Source organism: Streptomyces sp. 17_S59 (assembly GCF_056930295.1).
Map to the genome: position 1 here is coordinate 6,757,945 of NZ_JBXOWD010000001.1, position 22,129 is coordinate 6,780,073.

Here is a 22,129-nt window from a genome sequence, read left to right on the forward strand (position 1 = left end):
TTCCGACCCGTCACCCGTTCGTCCCAGTCGGCAGGCCAGCCGCCGGGGACGGGACCGGAACGGGCTCCTGACGCGGTGCCCCGCCCGCGATCCGGTCGCGCACCAGACGGTGCTGCACCAGGCACGTTCCGGCGATCACCGCCCCGAAGGCGGTCCAGCCGACCGGGCCCGCCGCGATCGCGGCGGTGACGGCCAGGGGGCCGATCGCACGCTGGGATGCCTGGGCCAGCCCGTGCACGCCCAGGTAGGCGCCCTGGGAGTCGGCGGGGGCGAGGGCGACGGAGAGTTCCCACGAGACGGTGGCGTGCAGCATCTCGGCGAGGGTGAAGGCGCTCGCCGCGGCGATGAGGCACACGGCCGCGACAACGGGCCCGCCCGCCGCGGAGGCCGCCATGGCCGCCCCGGCCGCGGCGAAGACGAGGGCGAGCGGGACGAGGAGGTTCCGCGCCGCGCCCGTCGTCGCACCGAACCGGGCGAGCGGCACCTGGAAGCCCACCACCAGCACGTTGTTGAGCACCAGCAGGAGCGGGACGACGCCGTGCGGGGCGTCGGTGGCGTGGACCGCCCAGAGCGGCAGCCCCGTCTTGAAGACGGCGTCGTCGAGGAAGAGCACCGCCTCCGTGGCCACGTACGCCAGATACGTCCGGTCGCGCCAGGGGTTCGCGGGCCGCACCGCCGGTTCCGGGGAACGCGAGCCGTCGGCGACGACGCGGGCGGGGGCGGACAGCTCGGCGCAGCGCAGCGTGATGAGCGCGGCGGCGACGAACGACAGCGCGTCGCCCAGGAGCAGCCACCGGTAGACGGCGGTCGTGCCGACGGCGAGCGCCGCGGCCGCCCCGAGGCCGCCGAGGGCCCAGCCCGCGTTGGAGACCGTGCGGCTGACCGCCTGGTAGCGCACGCGCTCGGCGCCCGCGACCCGGGACGCGTACAGCTTGGTGAGCACGTTGGCCGCCCGGTCACCGAAGCCGCCGGCCGCCGAACAGGCCAGCAGCAGCACGGGATCGCGCGTCATGAGGATGCCCAGTGCGGCCGCCGCGCGCAGCAGCTGGGACGCGACGAGCACCCGGGTGAGCGGCAGGCGGTCGGCCAGGCGGCCGCCGATCGGCGCTCCGGCGATGCCCGCGATCCCGGCGGCCGCGGCCAGCATGCCGACCTGGGCCACGGAGAGCCGGGCGACGTAGGTGAAGTAGAGGACCGAGACGGCCGCGCACAGGCCGCTGCCGACCTTGTCGACCAGCGACACCCAGAGCATGCGGCGCCCGTCCCGGCCCCCCGGTATGCGCGCCTCGATCGCGGTGGCCCAGCGGCGGCTCGGACTCACGGTTTCCCCCTGACGCCTTGTCATCGAGCTATGTATTGATACATAGTTGAGTACGTGGCAATACAATATGGGATCGCCGGTGCGACGGCCAAGGCCGTCGCCGCTTCAGTCGAACGGGCCGTGACGGAAGGTGCCCTGCTCCCCGGTGCGGCGCTGCCGCCCGTGCGCAGGCTCGCGGAGGACCTCGGGGTCAGCCCCGGCACGGTCGCGACCGCCTACAAGGAGCTGCGGCGCCGCGGCATCGTGGTCACCCGCGGCCGCGGCGGCACCGTCGTCGCGCACGCCCCCGCCGAGGCGTCCCGGCGGCCGCCCAAGGTGCCCGAGGGGATGCGCGACCTCTCCGGCGGGCACCCCGACCCGGCGCTGCTGCCCGACCTCGTGCCCCCCGCCCGCCTCTCGCCCGGCGCCCGCTCGCACCGCTCCGCCCCCCGGCTGCTCCGCCTGGAGGAGGCCGTCCGGCAGTGGCTGGGCGCCGACGGCGTCGCGGTGGAGCACGTGACGTTCGCCCACGGCGCCCTGGACATGATCGGGCGGCTGCTCTCCGTCGAACTGCGGCCGGGCGACGCCGTGGCCATGGAGGACCCGGGCTACCACCACCTGCTCGACCTGGTCACCGCCCTGGGCCTCCGCACCGTCCCGGTCGCCGTGGACGACGAGGGCATGCGCCCCGAGGCCCTGCGCACCGCGCTGCGCGCGGGGGTGCGGGCCGTCGTGTGCAGCCCCCGGGCCCAGAACCCCCGCACCGGATCCTTCTCGGCCGCCCGCCGTGACGCACTCGCGGAAGTCCTGCGCGGGGCACCCGACGTGCTCGTCGTCGAGAACGACTACGCCGCCGGCATCGCCGGCACCCCCCTCCACGCCCTCGGTGACGGCGGCCTCGCCCGCTGGGCACACGTGCGGACCGTGACGAAGTACCTGGGCACCGACCTGCGCTGGGCGGCCGCCGCCTGCGACGCGACCACCCTGGCCCGGCACGACGGCCGGCTGCTGCTCACCTCGGGCTGGGTGAGCCACCTGCTCCAGGAGACCGTCCTCGGACTGATGGCCGACCCCGGCACGCCAGCCCTGGTGGAGCGGGCCCTGGGTGTGTACGAGGAGCGGCGGCGGGCCCTGGTCGCCGGGCTCGAGCGGCACGGGATCACCGCCCACGGCGTGAGCGGCATGAACGTCTGGGTGCCGGTGCGGGACGAGTCGGCCGTGGTCAACGGGCTGCGGACGCACGGCTGGTGGGTCGCCGCCGGAGCGCGCTTCCGGATCGGCAGCGCCCCGGGCGTACGGATCACCGTCGCCGGCCTGCTCCCGGCCGAGGCGGAACGGCTGGCCGCCGACTTCGCGGCCGTCCTCGTCGAGTCCGAGGCCACGTACGGGGGTTGACGGCTCCGCCGCCCCGCGCACACCGGGCGGGTCGCCGTCCCCGCCCGGTCTCCGGCGCCCGTCGTCAAGGCGCCGTCAGGAACCTGGCGTGTCGCTTGAACGACGGCTCGCCGCAGGCTTCCATGGACCCCGTGAACAGCCCCCTGCGCCATGACGACCGGCCGCCTCATACGGCGTCGCCGAGTCCTGCGCGCTGTTCGCTTCCGGTGCTGTAAGCACACCGGAACCTCGGTCGCGACCGCATCCCGATTGCGGCGCGCCCTGCCCAAACAGCCGCCGGCCGACGCCCGTTGAGGCGTCGGCGCGGCTTTTCGTTCGCACGGCAGCCCCGCCCGAGGGCAGGTGCGCTGCCGCCTTTCCCGATTCCCGGAGTGGATCACCATGTCTTCTGTCGTCCCGCCCACCCCCAGGACCGTGCTGGTCACCGGCGCCACCTCCGGCATCGGCTGGGAGACCGCCCGGCTGCTCGCCGAGCGGGGCGACACGGTCGTCGTGCACGCCCCGGACCGGGCGTCCGCCGAGGACGCCGTCGCCCGGTTGGTGGCCGCCGGCATCGACGGCGCACGGCTCAAGGCCGCCGCCGCCGACTTCTCCCGGCTCGACGAGGTACGGGCCATGGCCGCGCGCGTCGCCGACGAGCACCCCGTGCTGGACGTCCTGGTCAACAACGCGGCCGTGCTCGCACCCGAGCGCCGCACCATGACCGAGGACGGCAACGAGCTCTCGCTCCAGGTCAACTTCCTGGCCGCGTACCTCCTCACCCACGAGCTGGCCGGACCGCTGGGCGCCCGCCCCGGCAGCCGCGTGGTGAACGTGTCCTCCTCCACCCACCGCACCGCCTCCATCTCCTGGAACGACCCCCAGCGCGCCCGCCGTTACTCCCGCCTGGCCGCCTACGCCCAGTCCCAGCTCGCCCTGACGATCTTCGCCCGGGCCGCCGCCCCCGCCGGGGCGCAGTGGACCGCCGTCAGCGTGCACCCCGGCATCTGCGACACCACCCTGCTGCCGCTGTACGCCCACGAGGGCGACTCCGCCGTCGAGGGCGCCCGCCGCGTGGTGCGCCTGTGCGACCCGGCGACCGAGGTGGAGCCGGGCGGCTACTACGACCGCACCGCCCTCGCCCCGGCCGCCCCGGTCGCGATGGAGGACCGCACGGTCCGCCGCCTGTGCAAGCTCGCCGACCAGCTGGTCGGCAAGTCCGCCTGAAACCCCGAACTCCCTTACCACAGAACGAAAGAAGGACCTACGTGTCCAAGCGCGCCCGCAAGAAGAAGGCCCGCCGCAAGAAGAAGGCCAACCACGGCAAGAAGGCCGGCCAGAGCTGACGGCCACCAGCCCCTGACCGGGTGGCGGTGTGCGGCTTGAGCACGGTCCGCGGCCGCATCCCCAGCTGGACCTGCTCCCGCGACAATCACCCCAGCCGCCGACTGGCGTCGAGGACCGGATTCCGGCTGGTGCGCGAGTATGTGCACTACGCCGTCGGCGCCCCGGCGGGCGACACGCGCCGGCTCACCGCCGCGGCCGCCCCGCCCCGCTGAGACGGACCCTGCCACCAAGGCGGCGAGGTGCCGCGCAGCGCACCATGGAGAGGGAAGGAGCCAGGCACGACGAGCCGGCAGGAGCCCGCCGATGGCAGCGCGCGGAAAGCTGCGGATCTACCTCGGGGCCGCGCCCGGGGTGGGAAAGACCTACGCCATGCTCGGCGAGGGGCAGCGCCTGCGCGCCCAGGGCGCCGACGTGGTCGTCGGCTTCGCCGAGCCGCACGGTCGGCGGCCCACCGCGGCCATGGCCGAGGGACTGGAGACCGTGCCCCGGCGCCCGCTCGTCCACCGGGACGTGGCCTTCACCGAGATGGACCTGGACGCGATCCTGGCCCGCGCCCCCCAGGTCGCCCTGGTGGACGAGCTGGCGCACACCAACGTGCCCGGCTCCCGCAACACCAAGCGCTGGCAGGACGTGGAGGAGCTGCTGGATGCCGGAACCGACGTCGTCACCACCCTCAACATCCAGCACCTGGAGTCCCTCAACGACGTGGTCGAGCAGATCACGGGCGTCAGGCAGCGCGAGAGGCTGCCGGACGAAGTGGCCCGGCGCGCCGACCAGATCGAGCTGGTCGATCTGCCGCCCGAGGTCCTGCGCCGCCGCATGGTGCACGGCGACATCTACCCCGCGGACCGCATCGAGGCCGCCCTGACCCACTACTTCCGCGTCGGCAACCTCACCGCCCTCCGGGAGCTGGCGCTCCTCTGGCTCGCCGACCGGGTGGAGGAGGGACTCCAGCGCTACCGGCTGGAGCACGGCATCGCCGCCCCCTGGGAGACGAGGGAACGCATCCTCGTCGGCCTGACCGGCGGCAAGGAGGGCGAGACCCTCGTCCGCCGCGCCGCGCGCATCACCGCGCGGACCCCGGGCAGCGAGCTGCTCGCCCTCCACGTCGCCTCCGCGGACGGCCTCGCCGGGGCCGACCCCGCCGCCCTGGCCGGACAGCGCTCGCTCGTCGAGTCGCTGGGCGGCAGCTACCACCAGACCACCGGCGACGACGTCGTCCAGGCACTGCTGGAGTTCGCCCGGGCCGAGAACGTCACCCAGATCGTCCTGGGTGCGAGCCGGCGCGGCAGGGTCTCCTCCCTGCTGCGGGCGGGCGTGGGGCGGCGGACGATCCAGGGCTCGGGCCCGGTCGACGTGCACATCGTCACGCACGAGGCGGCGGCGGGCTCGGCGGTCCTGGCCCGGCTGCCGCACCCCGGCCGGGGACCGGGCCGCAAGCGCTCCTGGCTGGCCGCAGCCGGCGCGGCTGTGCTGCTGCCCGCCCTCACGCTCGTCCTCACGGCGCTGCGCGGGCGCCTCGACCTCGCCAGCGACCTGGTGCTCTACCTCCTCGCCGTGGTGGTGGTCGCCCTGGTCGGCGGACTGTGGCCCGCCCTGGCCGCCGCGGTGGCCGCCGGGCTGCTCGCCGACTACTACTTCACCGCGCCCCGGCACTCCTTCGACATCGCACACGGCAACGACATCCTCGACCTGGCGGTCTTCGTCGCCGTGGCCGCCCTCGTGGGCACGGCCGCGGGCACGGTGGCCCGGCGCACGTACCAGGCCGCCCGCGCCACTTCGGAGGCGCGGGCGCTGAGCCGGCTGGCGACGGCCATGATGCACGGCGAGAGCCTCCCGGCGCTCGTCGAGCAGATCCGCGAGAACTTCGGCCTCGTCGCCGTCAGCCTCCTCGAACGGGATCCGGACTCCGGCACCCGGCCACGCTGGTTCGTCGTCGCCAGCGCCGGGGAGCGGCCGCCCGAGCGCCCCTACGAGGCCGACGTCGAGAGCCCCGTCGACGACAATCTGACCCTGGCCGCACGCGGCCGCGGCCTGAGCGCGGACGACCGCGGCATCCTCGCCGCCTGCGCCGCGCAGCTGGGCATCGCCCACCTCCACGGCAGGCTCGCCCTGCAGGCCGCGGAGACGGGCACCCTCGCCGCGGCCGAACGCACCCGGGCCTCACTGCTCGTCACGGCGGGCCGCGACCTGCGGGCCGTCCTCGGCACCGCCGCCGGGGCGCTCGCCCGGCTGCGTGACCGGCCCGGGGACCTGCTGCCCCGGGACCTCACCCGCCTCCTGGACACCGCCCACGCGTCGGTGCGCCGGGCGGAGCAACTGGTCACCGATCTCGACGACCTCGGCCGGCTGCACGCCGGAGCCCTCGACCTCTACCTGCGCCCGGTCGACATCGGCGAGGTGCTGACCACCGCCCTGGACGACCTCGGACCCGGCGGGCACACCATCCTGCTGTCCCTGCCCGAGGACCTGCCCGACGTCATCGCCGACGCGGCCCTCCTCACCCGCGCCCTCACCGCCGTCGCAGCCGACGCCCTGCGCAGCAGCCCGCCGGGCCACTCGCCCACTCTCACCGCCGAGGTGCTGCCCGGCCGGCTGGCCGTCCGCATCGCCGACGGGACGGACGGCGGGGACGGCCCCGCCGGGGGAGGCGGTGCCCGCGCCGGGAGCCTCGCCCTGCGGCTGTCCCGGGACCTCGCCGAGGTCATGGGCGGCACCCTGGAGCCCGCGACCGCCGACGGACCGGGCTTCTCGGTGACGCTCACCCTTCCGACGGTCGCCCGCAGGTGACCCGCGCGGGCGCCCGGCGAGCGTCCTGGCCGTGGCCGTCGCAGCGGTCGCCGCGGACGGGCACCGGCCCCCGCGTCACCCCAGCCGCGCCAGGTCCCGGTTCAGCTCGACGACGTGGACCCGCTCCTCCCCGAGGAAGCCCAGCTCCCTGCCCCGTACGTGCGCGGCGACCAGCTTCCGGACCTCTCCCGCGGACAGCCCGCGCGCCTTCGCCACCCGCGCGGCCTGCTCGTACGCAGAGCGCGGCGAGATGTCCGGATCGAGCCCCGACCCACTGGCCGTCAGGGCGTCCACGGGCACGCTCGCCGGGTCGACGCCGTCGAACGCGGCCACGGCCGCCCGCCGTTCGGCGACCGTCGTGATGAGTGCCGGGTTGTCGGGCCCGAGGTTGGAGGCCCCGGAGTAGGCCGGGTCGTAGGGGCCCGCGCCCTTGCCGCCGTCGGCCGCGGACGGGCGGGGCTGGAACCACCTGGGGTCCGGGCGGGGCTGTTCCGAGAGATCGCCGGGGTTCTTCCTCGGCAGGGCGAACGCCTGGCCCAGCAGGGCGGACCCCACGGGCTTCCCGTGGTCCTCGACCAGGGAGCCGTCGGCCCGGTGCGCGAAGAAGGCCCGGGCCACACCGGTGACCGCCAGGGGATAGACGATGCCCGTGACGACGGTGAACACCAGGAGCATGCGCAGGGCCGACAGGTGCTGCCGCACCACGGGTGGCAGGTGGACGATCACGGGGTCACCTTCCGACGTCAGTGGAGGCCGGGGACGAACTGGACGGCCAGGTCGATGAGTTTGATGCCGAGGAACGGCAGCACGAGCCCGCCGAGCCCGTACACCCGGATGTTCCGGCTGAGCAGCGCGGCAGCGGACGCGGGCCGGTAGCGCACTCCGCGCAGCGCGAGCGGGATCAGGGCGATGATGATCAGTGCGTTGAAGACGATCGCCGAGGAGATCGCCGAGGTCGGGCTGTGCAGGCTCATGATGTTGAGCCTGCCGAGGCCGGGGTAGGCGGTCGCGAACATCGCGGGGATGATCGCGAAGTACTTGGCGACGTCGTTGGCGATCGAGAAGGTGGTGAGCGCGCCGCGGGTGATGAGCAGCTGCTTGCCGATCTCGACGATCTCGATGAGCTTGGTGGGGTTGGAGTCCAGGTCCACCATGTTCCCGGCCTCCTTGGCGGCCGAGGTGCCGGTGTTCATGGCCACGCCCACGTCCGCCTGGGCCAGCGCCGGGGCGTCGTTGGTGCCGTCGCCCGTCATCGCGACGAGCTTGCCGCCGGCCTGCTCGCGCTTGATGAGCGCCATCTTGTCCTCGGGAGTGGCCTCGGCGAGGAAGTCGTCGACACCCGCCTCCTCCGCGATCGCCCTGGCCGTCAGCGGGTTGTCACCCGTGATCATGACGGTCTTGATGCCCATGGCACGCAGCTCGTCGAAGCGCTCCCGGATCCCTTTCTTGACGACGTCCTTCAGGTGGATCACGCCCAGCACCCGTGCGCCGTCCGCGTCGTGGACGGCCACGACGAGGGGCGTGCCGCCGCTCCCCGAGATCCGGTCGACGGTCTCGTGCACTTCCTCGTCCACCGCGCCGCCCGCGCCGGTCACCCACGCCGTGACGGCGCCGGCCGCCCCCTTGCGGATGCGGCGGCCGTCCACGTCGACCCCGCTCATCCGGGTCTGCGCGGTGAACGGCACGAACGCGGCCTGCGCCAGCTCGCCCTCCGTACGGGCCCGCAGGGCGTACTGCTGCTTGGCCAGGACGACGACCGAGCGGCCCTCGGGCGTCTCGTCGGCGAGGGAGGACAGCTGGGCCGCGTCCGCGAGTTCCCCGGCGTCCACCCGTCCCACGGGGAGGAACTCGGCGGCCTGGCGGTTGCCCAGGGTGATGGTGCCCGTCTTGTCGAGGAGAAGGGTGTTGACGTCGCCGGCGGCTTCCACGGCCCGGCCCGACATGGCCAGGACGTTGCGCTGGACGAGCCGGTCCATCCCGGCGATGCCGATCGCCGACAGCAGCGCCCCGATGGTCGTCGGGATCAGGGCGACCACGAGCGCGACGAGGATCACGATGCTCTGCTCGGCCCCGGCGAAGATCGCGAACGGCTGGAGGGTGACGACCGCGATCAGGAAGACGGTGGTGAGCGAGGCCAGCAGGATGTTCAGCGCGATCTCGTTCGGCGTCTTCTGCCGGGCCGCACCCTCCACCAGGGCGATCATCCGGTCGATGAAGGTCTCGCCCGGCTTGGACGTGATCCTGACGACGATGCGGTCGGACAGCACCTTCGTACCGCCCGTCACCGCCGAGCGGTCGCCGCCGGACTCGCGGATGACCGGCGCGGACTCGCCCGTGATGGCGGATTCGTCCACGCTCGCCACGCCCTCGACGACATCTCCGTCACCGGGGATGATCTGCCCGGCCTCGACCAGGACGTGATCGTTCAGCCGCAGTCCGGCGGCCGGCACCTCCTCCTCCCGGAGGGCGGTCGCCCCGGGCCGCCAGTCCGCGAGGCGGCGCGCCGTGGTCTGCGTCCGCGTCCGGCGCAGGGCCTCCGCCTGCGCCTTGCCCCGCCCCTCGGCCACGGCTTCGGCGAGGTTGGCGAACAGCGTGGTCAGCCACAGCCAGACGGTGATCACCCAGGGGAAGACGCCCGGGTCCTTGATCGCCGACAGGGTGGTCAGGGCCGCCCCGACCTCGACCACGAACATGACCGGGTTGTGCACCATCAGCCGTGGGTCGAGCTTGCGCAGGGCGCCGGGGAAGGACGTGAGGAGTTGCGCGGGGTCCAGCAGGCCGCCGGAGTTGCGGTGCGGCTGGTGCGGTGTCGTGGTGGCCGACATCAGTGCAGCCCTTCCGCGAGCGGCCCCAGCGCGAGCGCCGGGAAGTAGGTGAGACCGACGACGACGAGGATCACGCCGGTCAGCAGGCCGACGAACAGCGGCCGGTGGGTGGGCAGCGTGCCCGCCGTCACGGGCACCCGGCGCTGCCCGGCCAGCCTCCCGGCCAGCGCCAGGACGAACACCATCGGCAGGAAGCGCCCCAGGAGCATCACCAGGCCGAGCGCGGCGTTGTACCAGACGGTGTCGGCCCGGAGCCCGGCGAAGGCCGAGCCGTTGTTGTTCGCCGCCGAGGTGAAGGCGTAGAGCACCTCGGAGAATCCGTGCGGCCCGGCGTTGGTCATCGCCGCCCGCTCCCCGGGGAGCGCCATGGCGATGCCCGCGCCCGCCAGGACGACGGCTGGTGTGGTGAGGATGTAGAGGGAAGCGAACTTCATCTCCTTGCTGCCGAGCTTCTTCCCGAGGTACTCGGGCGTACGGCCCACCATCAGCCCGGCCACGAACACGGCGACGATCGCCAGGACGAGGAGGCCGTACAGGCCGGAGCCGGTGCCGCCGGGGGCGATCTCGCCCAGCATCATGTTGAAGATCAGCAGACCGCCGCCGCCCGGCGAGAACGAATCGTGGAAGGAGTTCACCGCGCCGCACGAGGTGAGCGTGGTGGAGACCGCGAACAGGGCGGAGGCCCACACGCCGAACCGCTGTTCCTTGCCCTCCATCATGCCGCCCGCGGCGTGCCCCGCCGAACTGCTCACGCTGTGCAGCTCGTTGGCGGTGACCACGGCCACCGAGGCGGCCCAGATCAGGCCCATGACGGCCAGGACCGCGTACCCTTGCCGCCGGTCGCCGACCATCGTGCCGAAGGCGCGGGGGAGGGCAACCGAGATCACCAGCAGGAGGTAGATCTCCAGGAGATTGGTGAGCGCGGTGGGGTTCTCGAAGGGGTGGGCGGAGTTGGCGTTGTAGAACCCGCCGCCGTTGGTGCCGAGTTCCTTGATGGCCTCCTGCGAGGCGACCGGTCCGCCGGTGACGCTCTGGTGATCGCCGACGATCGTGGTGACGGACTGCACTCCATGGAAGTTCTGGATCACCCCGCCGGCCACCAGCGCGATCGCGAAGACGAACGAGAGCGGCAGCAGGACGCGCAGCACGATGCGGGTCAGGTCGACCCAGAAGTTCCCGACCCGGTCGGTCTGCTTCCTGGTGAATCCCCGGATCAGGGTCGCGACCACGGCGATCCCCACCGCGGCGGAGACGAAGTTCTGCACCGCCAGCCCCGCCATCTGCACCAGGTGACCCATCGTCGACTCGCCCGAGTACGACTGCCAGTTGGTGTTGGTGACGAAGGAGGCCGCGGTATTGAACGCCTGGTCCGGGGCGACCGGCTGCATGCCCAGCGACAGCACCAGGTGGTTCTGCACCCGCTGGAATCCGTAGAGGAACAGCACCGACACCAGCGAGAACGCCAGGACGCTGCGCAGATAGGCGGCCCAGGTCTGGTCGGCGTCCGCGCTCACGCCGCCCGCCCGGTGGACGAGCCGCTCGAGGCGCTGGTGCCGCGAGGTGGTCAGGCAGCGGGCGATGTGGTCGCCCAGCGGCCGGTAGGACAGGGCGAGTGCGACGACCAGGGCGAGGATCTGCAGCCAGCCCGCGAGAGTTCCGTTCATCAGAACCTCTCCGGGAAGAGGAGACAGAACACCAGGTAGAGCACCAGGAGCACGGCCACGGTCAGACCCACGACGTTTTCCGCGCTCACAGTCGCTCGACCGCCTTGACGGCCAGGTTCAGGACGACGAACACGAGGACGGTGAGGCCGATGAATACCAAGTCCGCCATGGGCGATGCACCCCGTTTTCCTGAGGAGCTGTGGGAGGAGGACGTCTGCCGGCCGGGACGGGGGAACGGTGTGGGGTCACGGGCAGCCACGCTAGTGGCGCATATCGGTGCCTGTGCGGGAACACGCTGGGCCGTTCACGTCCGCCCCAACGGACGACAGCTGTCCCAGGAGTGTCAGCCGCGCGCCACCGCCGTCACGACGGTCACCAGCACCAGGGCCAAGGCCAGTGCCACGGCGGCCCCGGCGCCCAGGAAGAGCGCGGCCCCGCACAGCGCCCCGGTGAGCATGGCGACCAGGGAGGCGAGGCGGCGCACGGTCGCGGGCCCCGGCGGGTCGGCGACGAGGCCCGTGACGGTCAGGGTGAGCACGGTCGTGTTCAGGTCCGGCACGCCGAGCCGCCGGACGACGGCGTTCTGCATCCCCATCCCGCAGCCCAGGATCGCGGTGAGCACCGCCCGGATGGTGACGGTCGCATGGCCCGCCGCCCATGCGACGGTCAGAGCGGACGCAACAAGCAGCGCGTGGGCGGCCGTCACGGCGGTGAACAGCCGCCCGGCCCGCCGAACACGCCGGGCGAGCCGCCCGACCGACCACGCCCCGGCCATGAAAGTGCCGAGCGCCAGCAGCGACGCCCAGGCCGAAAGGCTCCGCCCGCCGGCCAGGGCGAAGCCGAGGAAGACCACGTTCCCCGTCATGTTGGCGACGAAGACGTGGCCCAGGCCCAGATAGCTGACGGCGTCCACGATGCCCGTGACGACGGTCAGCAGGACGAGCGCGACGGGAAGAGCGCCGTGCTCGTCGGTGCCGCCCGGGAACAGCACGGCGGCCATGCGGTGCAGCACTTTTCCCACGGGCCCGTCCCTCCTCGAGATCGACCTCCGGCCGCGCGGCTCATGCTAGGGCCCGGTCGGCACCGGAGTGCCGAAGGAGAAGCCTGGGGCGGAGGTCGGCCGCTCAGCCGGGCAGCGTCAGCTGCCCGGGTCCCCGGTCCGCCGTCGGCTCCGACCGGCGCTCGAAGTCGAGCAGGCGCCGCTTGCGCTCCAGCCCGCCGCCGTACCCGGTGAGGTCGCCGCCGGATCCCACGACGCGGTGGCAGGGGACGATGATGCCGATGGGGTTCCTGCCATTGGCGAGACCAACGGCCCGCGCGGCGGTCGGGCGGCCGATGCGCTCCGCGAGCTGCCCGTACGAGACGGTCTCCCCGTAGGGAATCCCCAGCAGCGCGTCCCAGACCGTGCGCTGGAAGGGCGTGCCCCGCAGGGCGAGCGGCAGGTCGAACGCCGTGCGCCGCCCGGCGAAGTACTCCGCCAGCTGGCCCGTCACCGCGTCGAAGGGACTGTCGTCGCGCATGCCGAAGGCCTCCTCGGGAGGCCGGTGCCGCTGCCCCTCCATGTAGAGGCCGCAGAGCGTGCCGTCGGCGGCGACGAGGGTCAGGGGGCCGTAGGGGCTGTCGACGACGGTGTGGTGGGTGATGGTCGCGGTGCTCACCCAGCCAGTGTCGGGCGTGCGGGCGCTGCGGTCCGGCGGAAATCGGACGTGATCCCTGCAGCTCACGTTGCGTGGGGGCTTGTTTGCTTGGAGTGAGGCGGCAGGGGGTTGGGTGTGAGCCCGCCCATGAGAGCCAGGTCACCTACGAGGGCGGGTCGTGGGTGCAGGATCGGCTCAATTCGGACATTAGGGGTGGGTTTCGTGGGGGCCTCGTTACGAGGTCGGGTCGTAGGTCACACCTTTGCCAGGGGCTTTCGCCGCCGCTAACAATTGCGGAGTCGCATGGCGCCGTGGACCGAGAAACGGCGCTCTCTTTGCGCCAATGGCGGCCTCTGCGACGTAAGCGATGGGAAGGTTCCTGCTCCGTTATGCGCTCTGCTTATACCGCTCTGCCCAAGACCCACAAGCTGTCCGCTGCCGGCATTGTTGCTGCTGGTGCTGCCGCTGTCGCGTTTGCGGTGGTGCCGCAGGCGTCGGCCGCCGACCACAGCACTGCGGTGAAGACGGTGGCGTGGAACGCGGAGGCTTTCGGTGAGACGCAGCAGGCCGAGCTGGCCAAGGCCACCGACGCCGCCGCCACCCAGGCCAAGGCAGACGCCGCCGCGAAGGCGAAGGCGAAGACGGATGCCGGGCGCGCCAGCCGCTCCACGGAGCGCAAGGCCCTCAAGCCCGCCGCTCCGGCTGCCCCGGCTCCGAAGCAGTACGCGGACAATCTGGACGGCTGGATCCAGCAGTCGCTGGACATTCTGAAGGCCAAGGGCATCCCGGCCTCGTACGAGGGCATCAAGCGCAATGTGATGCGTGAGTCGACGGGTAACCCGAACGCGATCAACAACTGGGATGTCAACGCTGCTGCGGGTATCCCGTCGAAGGGTCTGCTGCAGATCATCGACCCGACGTTCAAGGCGTATCACGTCGAGGGCACGTCCTGGAACATCTACGACCCGGTCGCCAACATCACCGCGTCCTGCGCGTACGCGGCCGACAAGTACGGCTCCATGGACAACGTCAACTCCGCGTACTGACAGACCCGCTAGCATCCGCACATGGATGCGAGCGCCGACTTCGCCCCGTGGTCCCCTCGGTTCGTCGCCGACCCCTACCCCGGCTACGCGAAGCTGCGGGCGGCCGGGCGCGTCCACTGGTTCGCGCCCAGCAGACAGTGGCTGGTGCCGCACCACGCGGACGTCCGGACGCTCCTGCGCGATCGGCGGCTGGGCCGCACGTACCTGCACCGCTTCACCCATGAAGAGTTCGGCCGCACCCCGCCACCCGCCGAGCACGAGCCCTTCCACGTCCTGAACGACAGCGGGATGCTCGACCTGGAGGCGCCCGACCACACCAGGATCCGGCGCCTGGTGTCGAAGGCGTTCACCCCGCGCACGGTCGACGCCCTGGTGCCGGCTGTCGAGCGGCTGGCCCGCGAGCTGGTGGACGGCCTCCTCGCCGAGGGCGGCGGGGACCTGATCGCCGCGGTGGCCGAGCCCCTCCCGGTGGGCGTCATCGCCGAGCTGCTCGGCATCCCCGCGGCCGACCGGGGGCTGCTGCGGCCCTGGTCGGCGGACATCTGCGGCATGTACGAGCTGAACCCCGACGAGGAGACGGCGCGGCGCGCGGTACGGGCCTCGGCCGACTTCTCCGCGTATCTGCGGGAGCTGATCGCCGAGCGCCGTGCCCGCCCCGCCGAGGACCTGATCAGCGCGCTGGTCGCCGCTCATGACGAGGGGGACCGGCTCACCGAGCAAGAGATGGTCTCCACCTGCGCCCTGCTGCTCAACGCGGGCCACGAGGCTACCGTCAACACCACCGGCAACGCCTGGTGGGCCCTGTTCCGCAACCCGGACCAGCTCGCCGCACTGCGCGCCGACCACGGGCTCCTCCCGGGCGCGGTCGAGGAGCTGATGCGCTACGACACGCCGCTGCACCTCTTCGAACGCTGGGTGCTCGACGAGATCGAGATCGACGGCACGGTGCTGCCGCGCGGCAGCGAGGTGGCACTACTTCTCGGCTCTGCCAACCACGACCCCGCCCGCTTCCCGGACCCCGACCGTCTGGACGTGACCCGCGCGGACAATCCGCACCTCAGCTTCGGCGCGGGCATCCACTACTGCCTGGGCGCGCCGCTCGCCCGGCTCGAGCTCACGGCGTCCTTCGGGGAGCTGCTGCGGCGGGCGCCGGGTATGCGGCTGGTGTCGGAGCCGGAGTGGAAGCCGGGCTTCGTGATCCGAGGGCTGCGGGAGCTGCTCGTCGAGTGCTGAGCGCGCTCGCGTCCCGGTGTCCTGGCCTCCTTCAGCCAGCGGCTCCGGGAGGCCAGGACGCCCAGCCCCAGGGCCACCAGGTGACCGGCGTCCGCCAGCTCGTGGTCGACCACCCACGCCACGGTGAGGAGTGAGGTGAGTGCGGACAGGCCGTAGCGCCGCGTGCGCTCGCCCGCCAGCGCCAGCAGACAGGCGACGGTCGCCACCAGCCCGTAGCTGATGCCCACATCGCGGGCCCGGGACAGGGCGCCGGGCAGGTGGGCGAGCCGCATCAGCAACATGGCGCCCTCGGTGAGCAGCGTCGCCACCACGTGCCCGAAGAGGAAGGTGCCCATTCCGCGGACGGATCCCCAGCGCCACTCGGCCAGCCCGAGCGCCGTGGCCACGGCCGCGATGCCGAGCAGCACGGGAACGCCGTCCACGACCAGACCGCTGGTGAACAGGGTCCACCACTTGCCCACCTCCAGGTGGTGCACGTTGCTGCTGTTGTGGCGGACGAACCGGGCCTGCTCCCGCAGGGGCTGCACGGCCAGCCAGCCCGCCGTCGCCAGCAGCAACGCCACGTACACGGTCGTTGCCGGCAGCCGCCGCACGAGCCCCACCAGCCGGCCCGTCAACTGCCGAGCCGCCACCTTCACCTTCACTGCCGCCCACGTCTCTCGATCTCACCTGCGGACATTCCCCCGAAGGTGCAACGCACCCTAACCCGGGAAGGCGTCACGGCGGGATAAGGGGTAACGGACGCACACGGCGGCAGGGCCCGGCTCACGACTCCGCCGCGACGAGCCCCGTCTCCCAGGCCCAGGCGGCGACCGCGACCCGGTTGCGGACGTTCAGCTTGGCCTGGATGTTGGCGAGGTGGGTCTTCGCCGTACCCGGCGTGATGAACAGCTCGGCGCCGATCTCGGCGTTGGTGCTGCCGCGGGCGACGAGACGGACGATGTCCTGCTCGCGGTCGGTGAGCGGGTTGGGCGCCGGTGCCGGGACGGGCGGTGCGGACAGCCGGCGGAGGAGCCGCGTGGTGATCTGTGGGCTGATCAGTGCGTCACCGGCCATGGCGGCCCTGACTCCCTCGATCAGCAGGGCCGGGCCGGAGCGCTTCAGCAGGAAGCCGTAGGCGCCGTTGCGCAGCGCCGTGTGCACGTACTCGTCAATGTCGAAGGTCGTGACGACCACGACCCGGGTCGGTGCTTCCGCCTGTGGCCCCGCCAGCAGCCGGGTGAGTTCCAGGCCGTCGAGACGGGGCATGCGGATGTCCGCCAGCACGACGTCGGGGCGCAGGTCGCGGGCGAGGTCCAGGGCGGTCGCGCCGTCCGCGGCCTCGCCGACGACGGTCATGTCGGGCTGGGAGTCGAGGACGAGCCGGAAGCCGCTGCGGACGTCGTCCTGGTCGTCAGCCAGCAGAATGCGTATGGTCACGCCGATCATGATGCCTGCCGGGTCCCTGCGCGGCGGGCAGCACGGCCACGACCTGCCAACCGCCTTCGCGCGGCCCGGCGGTCAGGCTTCCGCCGACGGCCCGTACCCGTTCCCGCAGGCCCGCCAGGCCGCGCCCGCCACGCCCCTCCCGCCGCAGCCCGCGCCCGGCGGCCGGACGTCCGCGCCCCGCGTCGTTGGCTATCCGGACCTCGACGGCGGGCACGCCGTCCGGGCCCTCGACCCGGCTCAGCACGACGTCCGTGCGTACGGCCCCGGGAGCGTGCCGCCGCACATTGGTCAGTGCTTCCACGACGACCCGGTACGCCGTCGAGCCCACGTCGCGGGAGAGGGCGTCCATCGCTCCGGGCGCGACGCGGAGCCGGGCCTCCGTGGTGCCCGCCGCCGAGAACCGCTCCACCAGATCGGGCAGTTGGCCGGGGCCGGGCGGCGGCTCGACGCCTTGGGCGTCCGCGGCGTCGGCGCCGTCCGCCTCGTGCAGCGTCCGCACCATGCGGTCCATCGACGCCAGCGCGCTCAGTCCGGCCTTCTCGATGCGCTCGAGCGCGTGCACGGCCTGCTGCGGATCGGAGTCGGCGAGGAACCGGGCGGTCTGCGCCTGGACCACGATCCCGCTGACGTCGTGGGCCACGAAGTCGTGCAGGTCCCGGGCGAGGGCCAGCTGCTGGGCCCGGCGCGCCTCGCTCACCCACCGCCTCCCGCGGTGCTCCGTCCAGCGCGGATAGCCGCCGACGACCGCCGCGCCCAGCACCGGAAGCCCCCAGAACGCACCGGCACCGGCCATCTCCAGGAAGGACGGAGAGGGCAGCAGCGGCAGACACCACAGCGTCACCGCCAGGCCGGCCGCCGCACCGGCCACCACCGCCTGGCGCACCGGAGCCCGGCGGACCACGACGGTGAGCAGCACCAGCAGCACACCCACCTCCGCCAGCTTCCAGGCCGGGCCGTCGTCCGCCGCGGAGAGCGTGGTGGTGAACGTGGTCACCAGGCTCAGCGCCGCGACCGCCGCCACGGGCAGGGCGAGATGCCTCGCGGCGCGCGGCCGGCAGACGAGCGCCCACAGTGCCAGCGAGGCCGCCGCCACCGTGGGCAGGATGCCGAGGAGATCCGCCCGCCCCGTACGGGCGAGGAAGGCCGCCACCGCACAGGCCGACAGGACTGCGCCGACGCCGAGCGCGCGGTCACGGCGCGTCAGGCCCTGCGGCGGAAGGGCGTTCTTCCTGGTCGTCCCGGCCGTCTCTTCCTTTGCTGTTCCTGCTGTTCTCGTCTCCACGCGGTGGATCCTACGGACGCCCCGGCGGCGACGGACTCTGCCGAACGGCATAGATCGCCCCCGTGGTCCGCCTTCGGGATCTGCCGGTCGGCGGATGGTCCGGCCGCGGCCCGTGAGCGAGGCTTGAGCCGTCACCGCAGGGCAGCCACCGAGGCGGCCTTATAAGGGAGTTCGCCATGAAGAAGACGACCACTCGCGCCCGGACGGCTCTCGCGGCAGTCGCCGTGACGACCGCGCTGGCGGCCCTGGCCGGAGTCTCGGCCACCGATTCGGCCGCGTCCTCCCCGCAGGGACCGGAGGTGCACTCTGCCGGACCGGCGAGCGTGAAGGGACACGGCCGCGTCCTCTACTCCCTTGCCCCGGCCACCGACGACATCCGCTTCACCGTCGACGCGACGGCCGTTCCGTACTCCCGCCCCTACCCGCAGATCGAGCAGTTGAAGAACGGGCTTCCCACCGACGCCCGGGGCAAGGTCACCTTCTCCCACTGGACGGCAAAGGAGGGCAAGGCCATGCAGTCCGAAGCCGAGGTGGACTGCCTGGTCACCGGGGACCGCGTCGCGACCCTCACCGCGATCGTGACCAAGGTGAACGACCCCCGGCTCGAGGACACCATCGGCAAGCGCATCGGAATCAGCGTGTACGACGGCAAGGGCGGCAAGGGCGGCAAGGACAGGTTCGGCTTCTCCTGGGGAGTCGGCAACCTGGACACCGACGGCAAGGGCGACCCGGTCGAGGGGCGGGTGGGCACCTGCATGGCACCTGCTCCGTTCGCCCCCGTGACCCAGGGCGGCTTCACGGTCCACCACACCGAGCTTCCCCAGCCGCCGTCGGCGCCCGGCCGGCCCCGGACCTCCTGATCGCGGCCGGACTCCCGGTGCCGCCCGGTCACTCCTCGATGGCACCGCCCACGGACCGCAGGTACGCACGGAAGGTCAGCGACGGGTCCTGACGGCGCCGGTCGAGGTAGGTGGCGAAGTGCAGCTGGTCGCGGAGGGAGACGCCCGCCCGGATGCGTTCGGCCTGGTGGCGCTCGGTGTCGCGGATGGACTCCGCGAGGGCGAAGAGGTCTCCCGCGCGGTCGGCGGGCAGGAACAGGACGCCGTCGTCGTCGCCCAGGACCAGGTCCCGGCGGTCCACCGTCCAGTCCCCGACGACGGCCGACTCCAGCGCGTCCCGGGGCCGGGCGTCGAGGCGCTGCGGGCCGGTGGGGGTCGCGCCCAGGCTGTAGACCGGCAGCCCGATCTCGCGCAGCTCGGCCGTGTCGCGGTGCAGGCCCCAGACCACGACGCCCTCCAGCCCGGCGGCCAGGGCCTCCAGGATCATGAGGTCGCCGGCGCATGCCTCGTCGAGCCGCCCGCCGTTGTCGACGACCAGGACGTCCCCGGGGCCGGCCGCGGCGGCCTCGATCGCCTCCAGGAAGACGTCGACGCTGCCCACGTGCCGCGCGGGGAGCACCCTCCCGGACAGGCGGCCTCCGGGCACCACGGCGCGCACGGGCGCGGGGGCGCAGCGCACCGGCACCCCTGCGCGGAGGCAGGCGTCCGCCAGGTGGGCGGTGGTCAGTCTCGCGAACCGCTCCCGGAGTTCCTTGTGTTCCATCCCGAATGCTCCCTCCGCCACGGCTCCCGGTCGACCGGATACGACGACCGTACCGGCCCACCGGATGCCGTGGTGGACGGATCCGGGCATCCGGTCAGCGGCCGGGGACCATGACCTGCTTGCCGCTCCGGGCCAGCGGGACCGGAATCGTCCGGGTCTCGGCGCTGCGCTTCTGGCGGCCGTCGAGCGGCTTCTGGACGGCGTTGATGTTGAGCGAGACGCCCTGACCGCCCGTGAACGTGCCACTGGCGAAGGCGTTCACGCCGTCCGCCGTGATCTCATAGCCCGTCACATCGACGATGCCGTTGGCCCGGCAGTCGCGGAACACCTCCTCGACGGGAACGAACCAGAGCCAGTGGTTGTCCCCGTCGTGATTGAGGTCGACCTTCTCGTTGAACCAGACGGCCACGCTGCCCGTCAGGCTCACGGTGGCGGTCCAGTCGATGTCGTACTTCTGGGTGCCGACCACGAGCGAGGCCTCCACCACCGACTTCGGCGGGATCTTCAGAGGGAGGTCGACGCTCCAGCTCTGGGTCTCCTTGTGCGAGAACTCCTGTGTGGAGGAGAGGCTCGCCTCGATCGACGTGGTCTCGCTGACCTTGGCGACCGCCGGGATCTCCGCCGAGACCTCCATCGTGACACCGATCTTCAGCGACTCCGTCACCGAGATCCGCAGGTCCTGCTCGGTCGTCTTGCTCTGCTTGTACGTGACGACCTGCTCCACGTCCGTGCCGTTGCGGTAGTTGGTGACCACGGAGCTGACCTGGCCGGGCACGGGGGAGGGGGCGTTGGGGTCGTAGACGATGCCGCTGTACTTTGTACGGACCTGGTACTTGTGATAGTCGGCGAGGGCACCCTGCTTCCCGTAGTCCGTGGACGCGGTGAAGCGGCAGCCGTTGGAGCGCGGAAAGCGCTCCCGGGCCATCCACTTCCCCCACTCGTCCGTTATCTCCTGGAGCGAGCGGGCGGCGCCCCGGGCCTTTGCCGGGGCGGACCGCTCCGGGCTGGGAGCGGCCGCCGCGGCCCCCGCCGTCACCAGGGACAGCGGAACGGCCGCGGCGACTCCTGCGGCGGGTGCGAGCGTGAGAAGGCGACGTCTGGAGACATGACTCATTGAATTCCGTACCTTCTTGCGGTAGATGACGGTCCGGTTGTTGCTCGGTGATCAATGCAATCCGTGCTCGACCGCGCTGCATAGGGACTTTGGTCCCGAACGCCCGGTAACACCGCAGACACGCACACCCGGGCGGCGGTCCGTCCGCCGCCGAGGCCCGGTCAACTCCCGCTATGCACCCGTTGGTTGTGCTCCGGCCGGCGGTCGATGCCCTCGGCGACGCGCAGGGCCAGCCCGACGTACGCCCTGAACGCCCTGCCCAGGTAGCGGCCGGGGCCGCGCCACTTCTTCTGCGTCGCCGCCCTCTCCTCCCGCTTCCGGCGCGCCTCGGCCGCCCGGTCGAGCGAGCCGACGGTACGGATCAGCCTGTCCCGTACGGCACACGCCAGGCGCACGGGCAGGGGATCGGTGAGGGGGCGGTAGGCCGGCACCGGCTGCTCCCCGTCGTTGCCGAGGGACAGGAAGACGGCGCGGATGATGACGAATCCGAGCAGCGTCGACGCGAAGTACAGCTTCAGACCGGCGTAGCTGAACGCGTGCGAGCTGCGGAAGACGTACACGTCGACCGCGCCCAGCGCGACCAGGGCTGCCAGCGCCAGCAGGTAGGGGACGGCCAGCAGGCCGAGGGCCGCCAGGGCGCGCAGCGACACCGCGAGCGTCCTGCGAGAGGTTCTTGCCATGGATGAAGGGCTCCGATGACTCGCACAAGGAATGGGGCTGATGCGCGAGCGTTCGGACACCAGGTGAGTCGGGAGAGTACATGACAGCCGGAGCGTGGCAAGGGGCCGGTGAGGGGCTGTGGGGCTTGAAGGGCTTCAAATTTTTGATCGACCGTGCTAATTTTTGATTATGCGTTCAGAAATTGCGAACGGCGACCAACCGGATCGCTCGTTCATCGAGCGCGCCCGCAGGGCGCAGATCATCGGCTGCGCGGTGCAGACCATCGCCGAGCTGGGCTACGCCCGGACCTCGCTCGCCAAGATCGCGAAGCGGGCCGGGATCAGCACCGGAGTGATCTCGTACCACTTCGCCGGCAAGGACGAGCTGATGCAGGAGGTCCTCGACGAGGTGTTCCGGCTCGGCCGGGACTTCATGGAGGAGCGGGTGTCGGCGGCGCGGGGCAGTGCCGCCGGCGTGCTGAAGGCGCACATCGAGTCCAACCTGGCCTTCCTGCGGGAGTACCCGGCGCACCGGCTCGCCGCGGGCGAGATCGCCCGCAACGCCCGGGCCGCGGACGGCGCCCCGCTGGTGGACCTCGGCGCCTTCGCCGGGCTCCAGCGCGTCCTCGAGGAACACCTGAAGGCGGGCCAGGCGGCCGGGGAATTCGGCGACTTCGACCCCAGGGTGACGGCGGCGACGATCCGCGCGGCCATCGACGCGGTGTCCGCGCAGCTCGCCTTCGACCCGGGACTCGACGTGGCCGCCTACGGCCGCGAGCTGGTGGCGCTCTTCGAGCGCGCAACAAGACCGGCAAAGGGGGAGTGAAC

21 protein-coding genes and 1 pseudogene are annotated in these 22,129 nt (G+C 72.6%); 9 read left to right on the forward strand and 13 right to left on the reverse strand.

Annotated features, from left to right (window positions below; all coding sequences use genetic code 11):
* Nucleotides 1–10 precede the first annotated feature (10 nt).
* Nucleotides 11–1,321, reverse strand: coding sequence for an MFS transporter (locus AC1Z4A_RS30515; protein ID WP_483683110.1), 1,311 nt, complete (start codon nucleotides 1,319–1,321; stop codon nucleotides 11–13).
* Between the two features lie 54 nt (nucleotides 1,322–1,375).
* Here AC1Z4A_RS30515 and AC1Z4A_RS30520 point away from each other — a divergent pair, with 54 nt between their 5' ends.
* From AC1Z4A_RS30520 to AC1Z4A_RS30540, 5 genes are all read left to right on the forward strand, one after another.
* A complete protein-coding gene (locus AC1Z4A_RS30520; RefSeq protein WP_483683111.1) occupies nucleotides 1,376–2,695 on the forward strand; it encodes an aminotransferase class I/II-fold pyridoxal phosphate-dependent enzyme in 1,320 nt (439 codons plus the stop codon).
* A gap of 381 nt (nucleotides 2,696–3,076) precedes the next feature.
* Nucleotides 3,077–3,901, forward strand: coding sequence for an SDR family NAD(P)-dependent oxidoreductase (locus AC1Z4A_RS30525; protein ID WP_483683112.1), 825 nt, complete (start codon nucleotides 3,077–3,079; stop codon nucleotides 3,899–3,901).
* 41 nt (nucleotides 3,902–3,942) lie between these two features.
* Entirely contained in the window at nucleotides 3,943–4,020 is a 78-nt protein-coding gene (locus AC1Z4A_RS30530; RefSeq protein WP_483683780.1) for a 50S ribosomal protein bL37, read from the forward strand.
* A 36-nt stretch (nucleotides 4,021–4,056) separates the two neighbouring features.
* Nucleotides 4,057–4,233, forward strand: coding sequence for a hypothetical protein (locus AC1Z4A_RS30535; RefSeq protein WP_483683113.1), 177 nt, complete (start codon nucleotides 4,057–4,059; stop codon nucleotides 4,231–4,233).
* A gap of 91 nt (nucleotides 4,234–4,324) precedes the next feature.
* Nucleotides 4,325–6,811 carry a DUF4118 domain-containing protein gene (locus AC1Z4A_RS30540; protein ID WP_483683114.1) on the forward strand — a complete coding sequence of 829 codons (2,487 nt, stop codon included), beginning with the start codon at nucleotides 4,325–4,327 and terminating at the stop codon, nucleotides 6,809–6,811.
* Nucleotides 6,812–6,886: 75 nt separating this feature from the next.
* On the opposite strand, the gene kdpC is transcribed toward AC1Z4A_RS30540, so the two are convergent.
* From kdpC to AC1Z4A_RS30570, 6 genes are all read right to left on the reverse strand, one after another.
* A complete protein-coding gene (kdpC, locus tag AC1Z4A_RS30545) occupies nucleotides 6,887–7,537 on the reverse strand; it encodes a potassium-transporting ATPase subunit KdpC (protein WP_483683115.1) in 651 nt (216 codons plus the stop codon).
* A 17-nt stretch (nucleotides 7,538–7,554) separates the two neighbouring features.
* A complete protein-coding gene (kdpB, locus tag AC1Z4A_RS30550) occupies nucleotides 7,555–9,636 on the reverse strand; it encodes a potassium-transporting ATPase subunit KdpB (protein ID WP_483683116.1) in 2,082 nt (693 codons plus the stop codon).
* The gene (kdpA, locus tag AC1Z4A_RS30555; protein WP_483683117.1) at nucleotides 9,636–11,300 is read right to left on the reverse strand and encodes a potassium-transporting ATPase subunit KdpA; all 1,665 of its coding nucleotides are present in this window, start codon (nucleotides 11,298–11,300) and stop codon (nucleotides 9,636–9,638) included. The genes kdpB and kdpA overlap by 1 nt, the downstream gene beginning before the upstream one ends.
* The gene (kdpF, locus tag AC1Z4A_RS30560; protein ID WP_483683119.1) at nucleotides 11,300–11,389 is read right to left on the reverse strand and encodes a K(+)-transporting ATPase subunit F; all 90 of its coding nucleotides are present in this window, start codon (nucleotides 11,387–11,389) and stop codon (nucleotides 11,300–11,302) included. The genes kdpA and kdpF overlap by 1 nt, the downstream gene beginning before the upstream one ends.
* A gap of 254 nt (nucleotides 11,390–11,643) precedes the next feature.
* On the reverse strand, nucleotides 11,644–12,321 hold the full coding sequence (locus AC1Z4A_RS30565) for a YoaK family protein (RefSeq protein ID WP_483683120.1): 678 nt from the start codon (nucleotides 12,319–12,321) through the stop codon (nucleotides 11,644–11,646).
* A gap of 103 nt (nucleotides 12,322–12,424) precedes the next feature.
* Nucleotides 12,425–12,958, reverse strand: a complete 534-nt coding sequence (locus tag AC1Z4A_RS30570) for a methylated-DNA--[protein]-cysteine S-methyltransferase (protein WP_483683121.1) — start codon at nucleotides 12,956–12,958, stop codon at nucleotides 12,425–12,427.
* Between the two features lie 368 nt (nucleotides 12,959–13,326).
* Between AC1Z4A_RS30570 and AC1Z4A_RS30575 the strand changes: the two genes are divergently transcribed.
* Together AC1Z4A_RS30575 and AC1Z4A_RS30580 are read left to right on the forward strand one after the other, a co-directional pair.
* Nucleotides 13,327–13,983 carry a transglycosylase SLT domain-containing protein gene (locus tag AC1Z4A_RS30575; RefSeq protein ID WP_483683122.1) on the forward strand — a complete coding sequence of 219 codons (657 nt, stop codon included), beginning with the start codon at nucleotides 13,327–13,329 and terminating at the stop codon, nucleotides 13,981–13,983.
* A gap of 21 nt (nucleotides 13,984–14,004) precedes the next feature.
* Nucleotides 14,005–15,216, forward strand: a complete 1,212-nt coding sequence (locus AC1Z4A_RS30580) for a cytochrome P450 (RefSeq protein ID WP_483683123.1) — start codon at nucleotides 14,005–14,007, stop codon at nucleotides 15,214–15,216.
* A 68-nt stretch (nucleotides 15,217–15,284) separates the two neighbouring features.
* Here the strand turns inward: AC1Z4A_RS30580 and AC1Z4A_RS30585 are convergent.
* The 3 genes and pseudogenes from AC1Z4A_RS30585 to AC1Z4A_RS30595 form a co-directional block, all read right to left on the reverse strand.
* Nucleotides 15,285–15,860: pseudogene (locus AC1Z4A_RS30585) on the reverse strand (rhomboid-like protein); the annotation flags it as partial.
* Nucleotides 15,861–15,981: 121 nt separating this feature from the next.
* Nucleotides 15,982–16,644 (reverse strand): response regulator, encoded by a 663-nt coding sequence (locus AC1Z4A_RS30590; RefSeq protein WP_483683124.1) that lies wholly within the window; start codon nucleotides 16,642–16,644, stop codon nucleotides 15,982–15,984.
* Entirely contained in the window at nucleotides 16,610–17,926 is a 1,317-nt protein-coding gene (locus AC1Z4A_RS30595) for a sensor histidine kinase (RefSeq protein ID WP_483683125.1), read from the reverse strand. Before AC1Z4A_RS30595 ends, AC1Z4A_RS30590 begins: the two co-directional genes overlap by 35 nt.
* A gap of 176 nt (nucleotides 17,927–18,102) precedes the next feature.
* Here AC1Z4A_RS30595 and AC1Z4A_RS30600 point away from each other — a divergent pair, with 176 nt between their 5' ends.
* The gene (locus AC1Z4A_RS30600; RefSeq protein WP_483683126.1) at nucleotides 18,103–18,786 is read left to right on the forward strand and encodes a hypothetical protein; all 684 of its coding nucleotides are present in this window, start codon (nucleotides 18,103–18,105) and stop codon (nucleotides 18,784–18,786) included.
* Between the two features lie 28 nt (nucleotides 18,787–18,814).
* Here AC1Z4A_RS30600 and AC1Z4A_RS30605 read toward each other — a convergent pair whose 3' ends face one another.
* The 3 genes from AC1Z4A_RS30605 to AC1Z4A_RS30615 form a co-directional block, all read right to left on the reverse strand.
* Nucleotides 18,815–19,528 (reverse strand): RraA family protein, encoded by a 714-nt coding sequence (locus tag AC1Z4A_RS30605; RefSeq protein WP_483683127.1) that lies wholly within the window; start codon nucleotides 19,526–19,528, stop codon nucleotides 18,815–18,817.
* Between the two features lie 94 nt (nucleotides 19,529–19,622).
* Nucleotides 19,623–20,642 carry an ETX/MTX2 family pore-forming toxin gene (locus AC1Z4A_RS30610; RefSeq protein WP_483683128.1) on the reverse strand — a complete coding sequence of 340 codons (1,020 nt, stop codon included), beginning with the start codon at nucleotides 20,640–20,642 and terminating at the stop codon, nucleotides 19,623–19,625.
* 161 nt (nucleotides 20,643–20,803) lie between these two features.
* Nucleotides 20,804–21,322 carry a hypothetical protein gene (locus AC1Z4A_RS30615; RefSeq protein WP_483683129.1) on the reverse strand — a complete coding sequence of 173 codons (519 nt, stop codon included), beginning with the start codon at nucleotides 21,320–21,322 and terminating at the stop codon, nucleotides 20,804–20,806.
* Nucleotides 21,323–21,491: 169 nt separating this feature from the next.
* Between AC1Z4A_RS30615 and AC1Z4A_RS30620 the strand changes: the two genes are divergently transcribed.
* The gene (locus AC1Z4A_RS30620; RefSeq protein ID WP_483683130.1) at nucleotides 21,492–22,127 is read left to right on the forward strand and encodes a TetR/AcrR family transcriptional regulator; all 636 of its coding nucleotides are present in this window, start codon (nucleotides 21,492–21,494) and stop codon (nucleotides 22,125–22,127) included.
* Nucleotides 22,128–22,129: the final 2 nt, after the last annotated feature.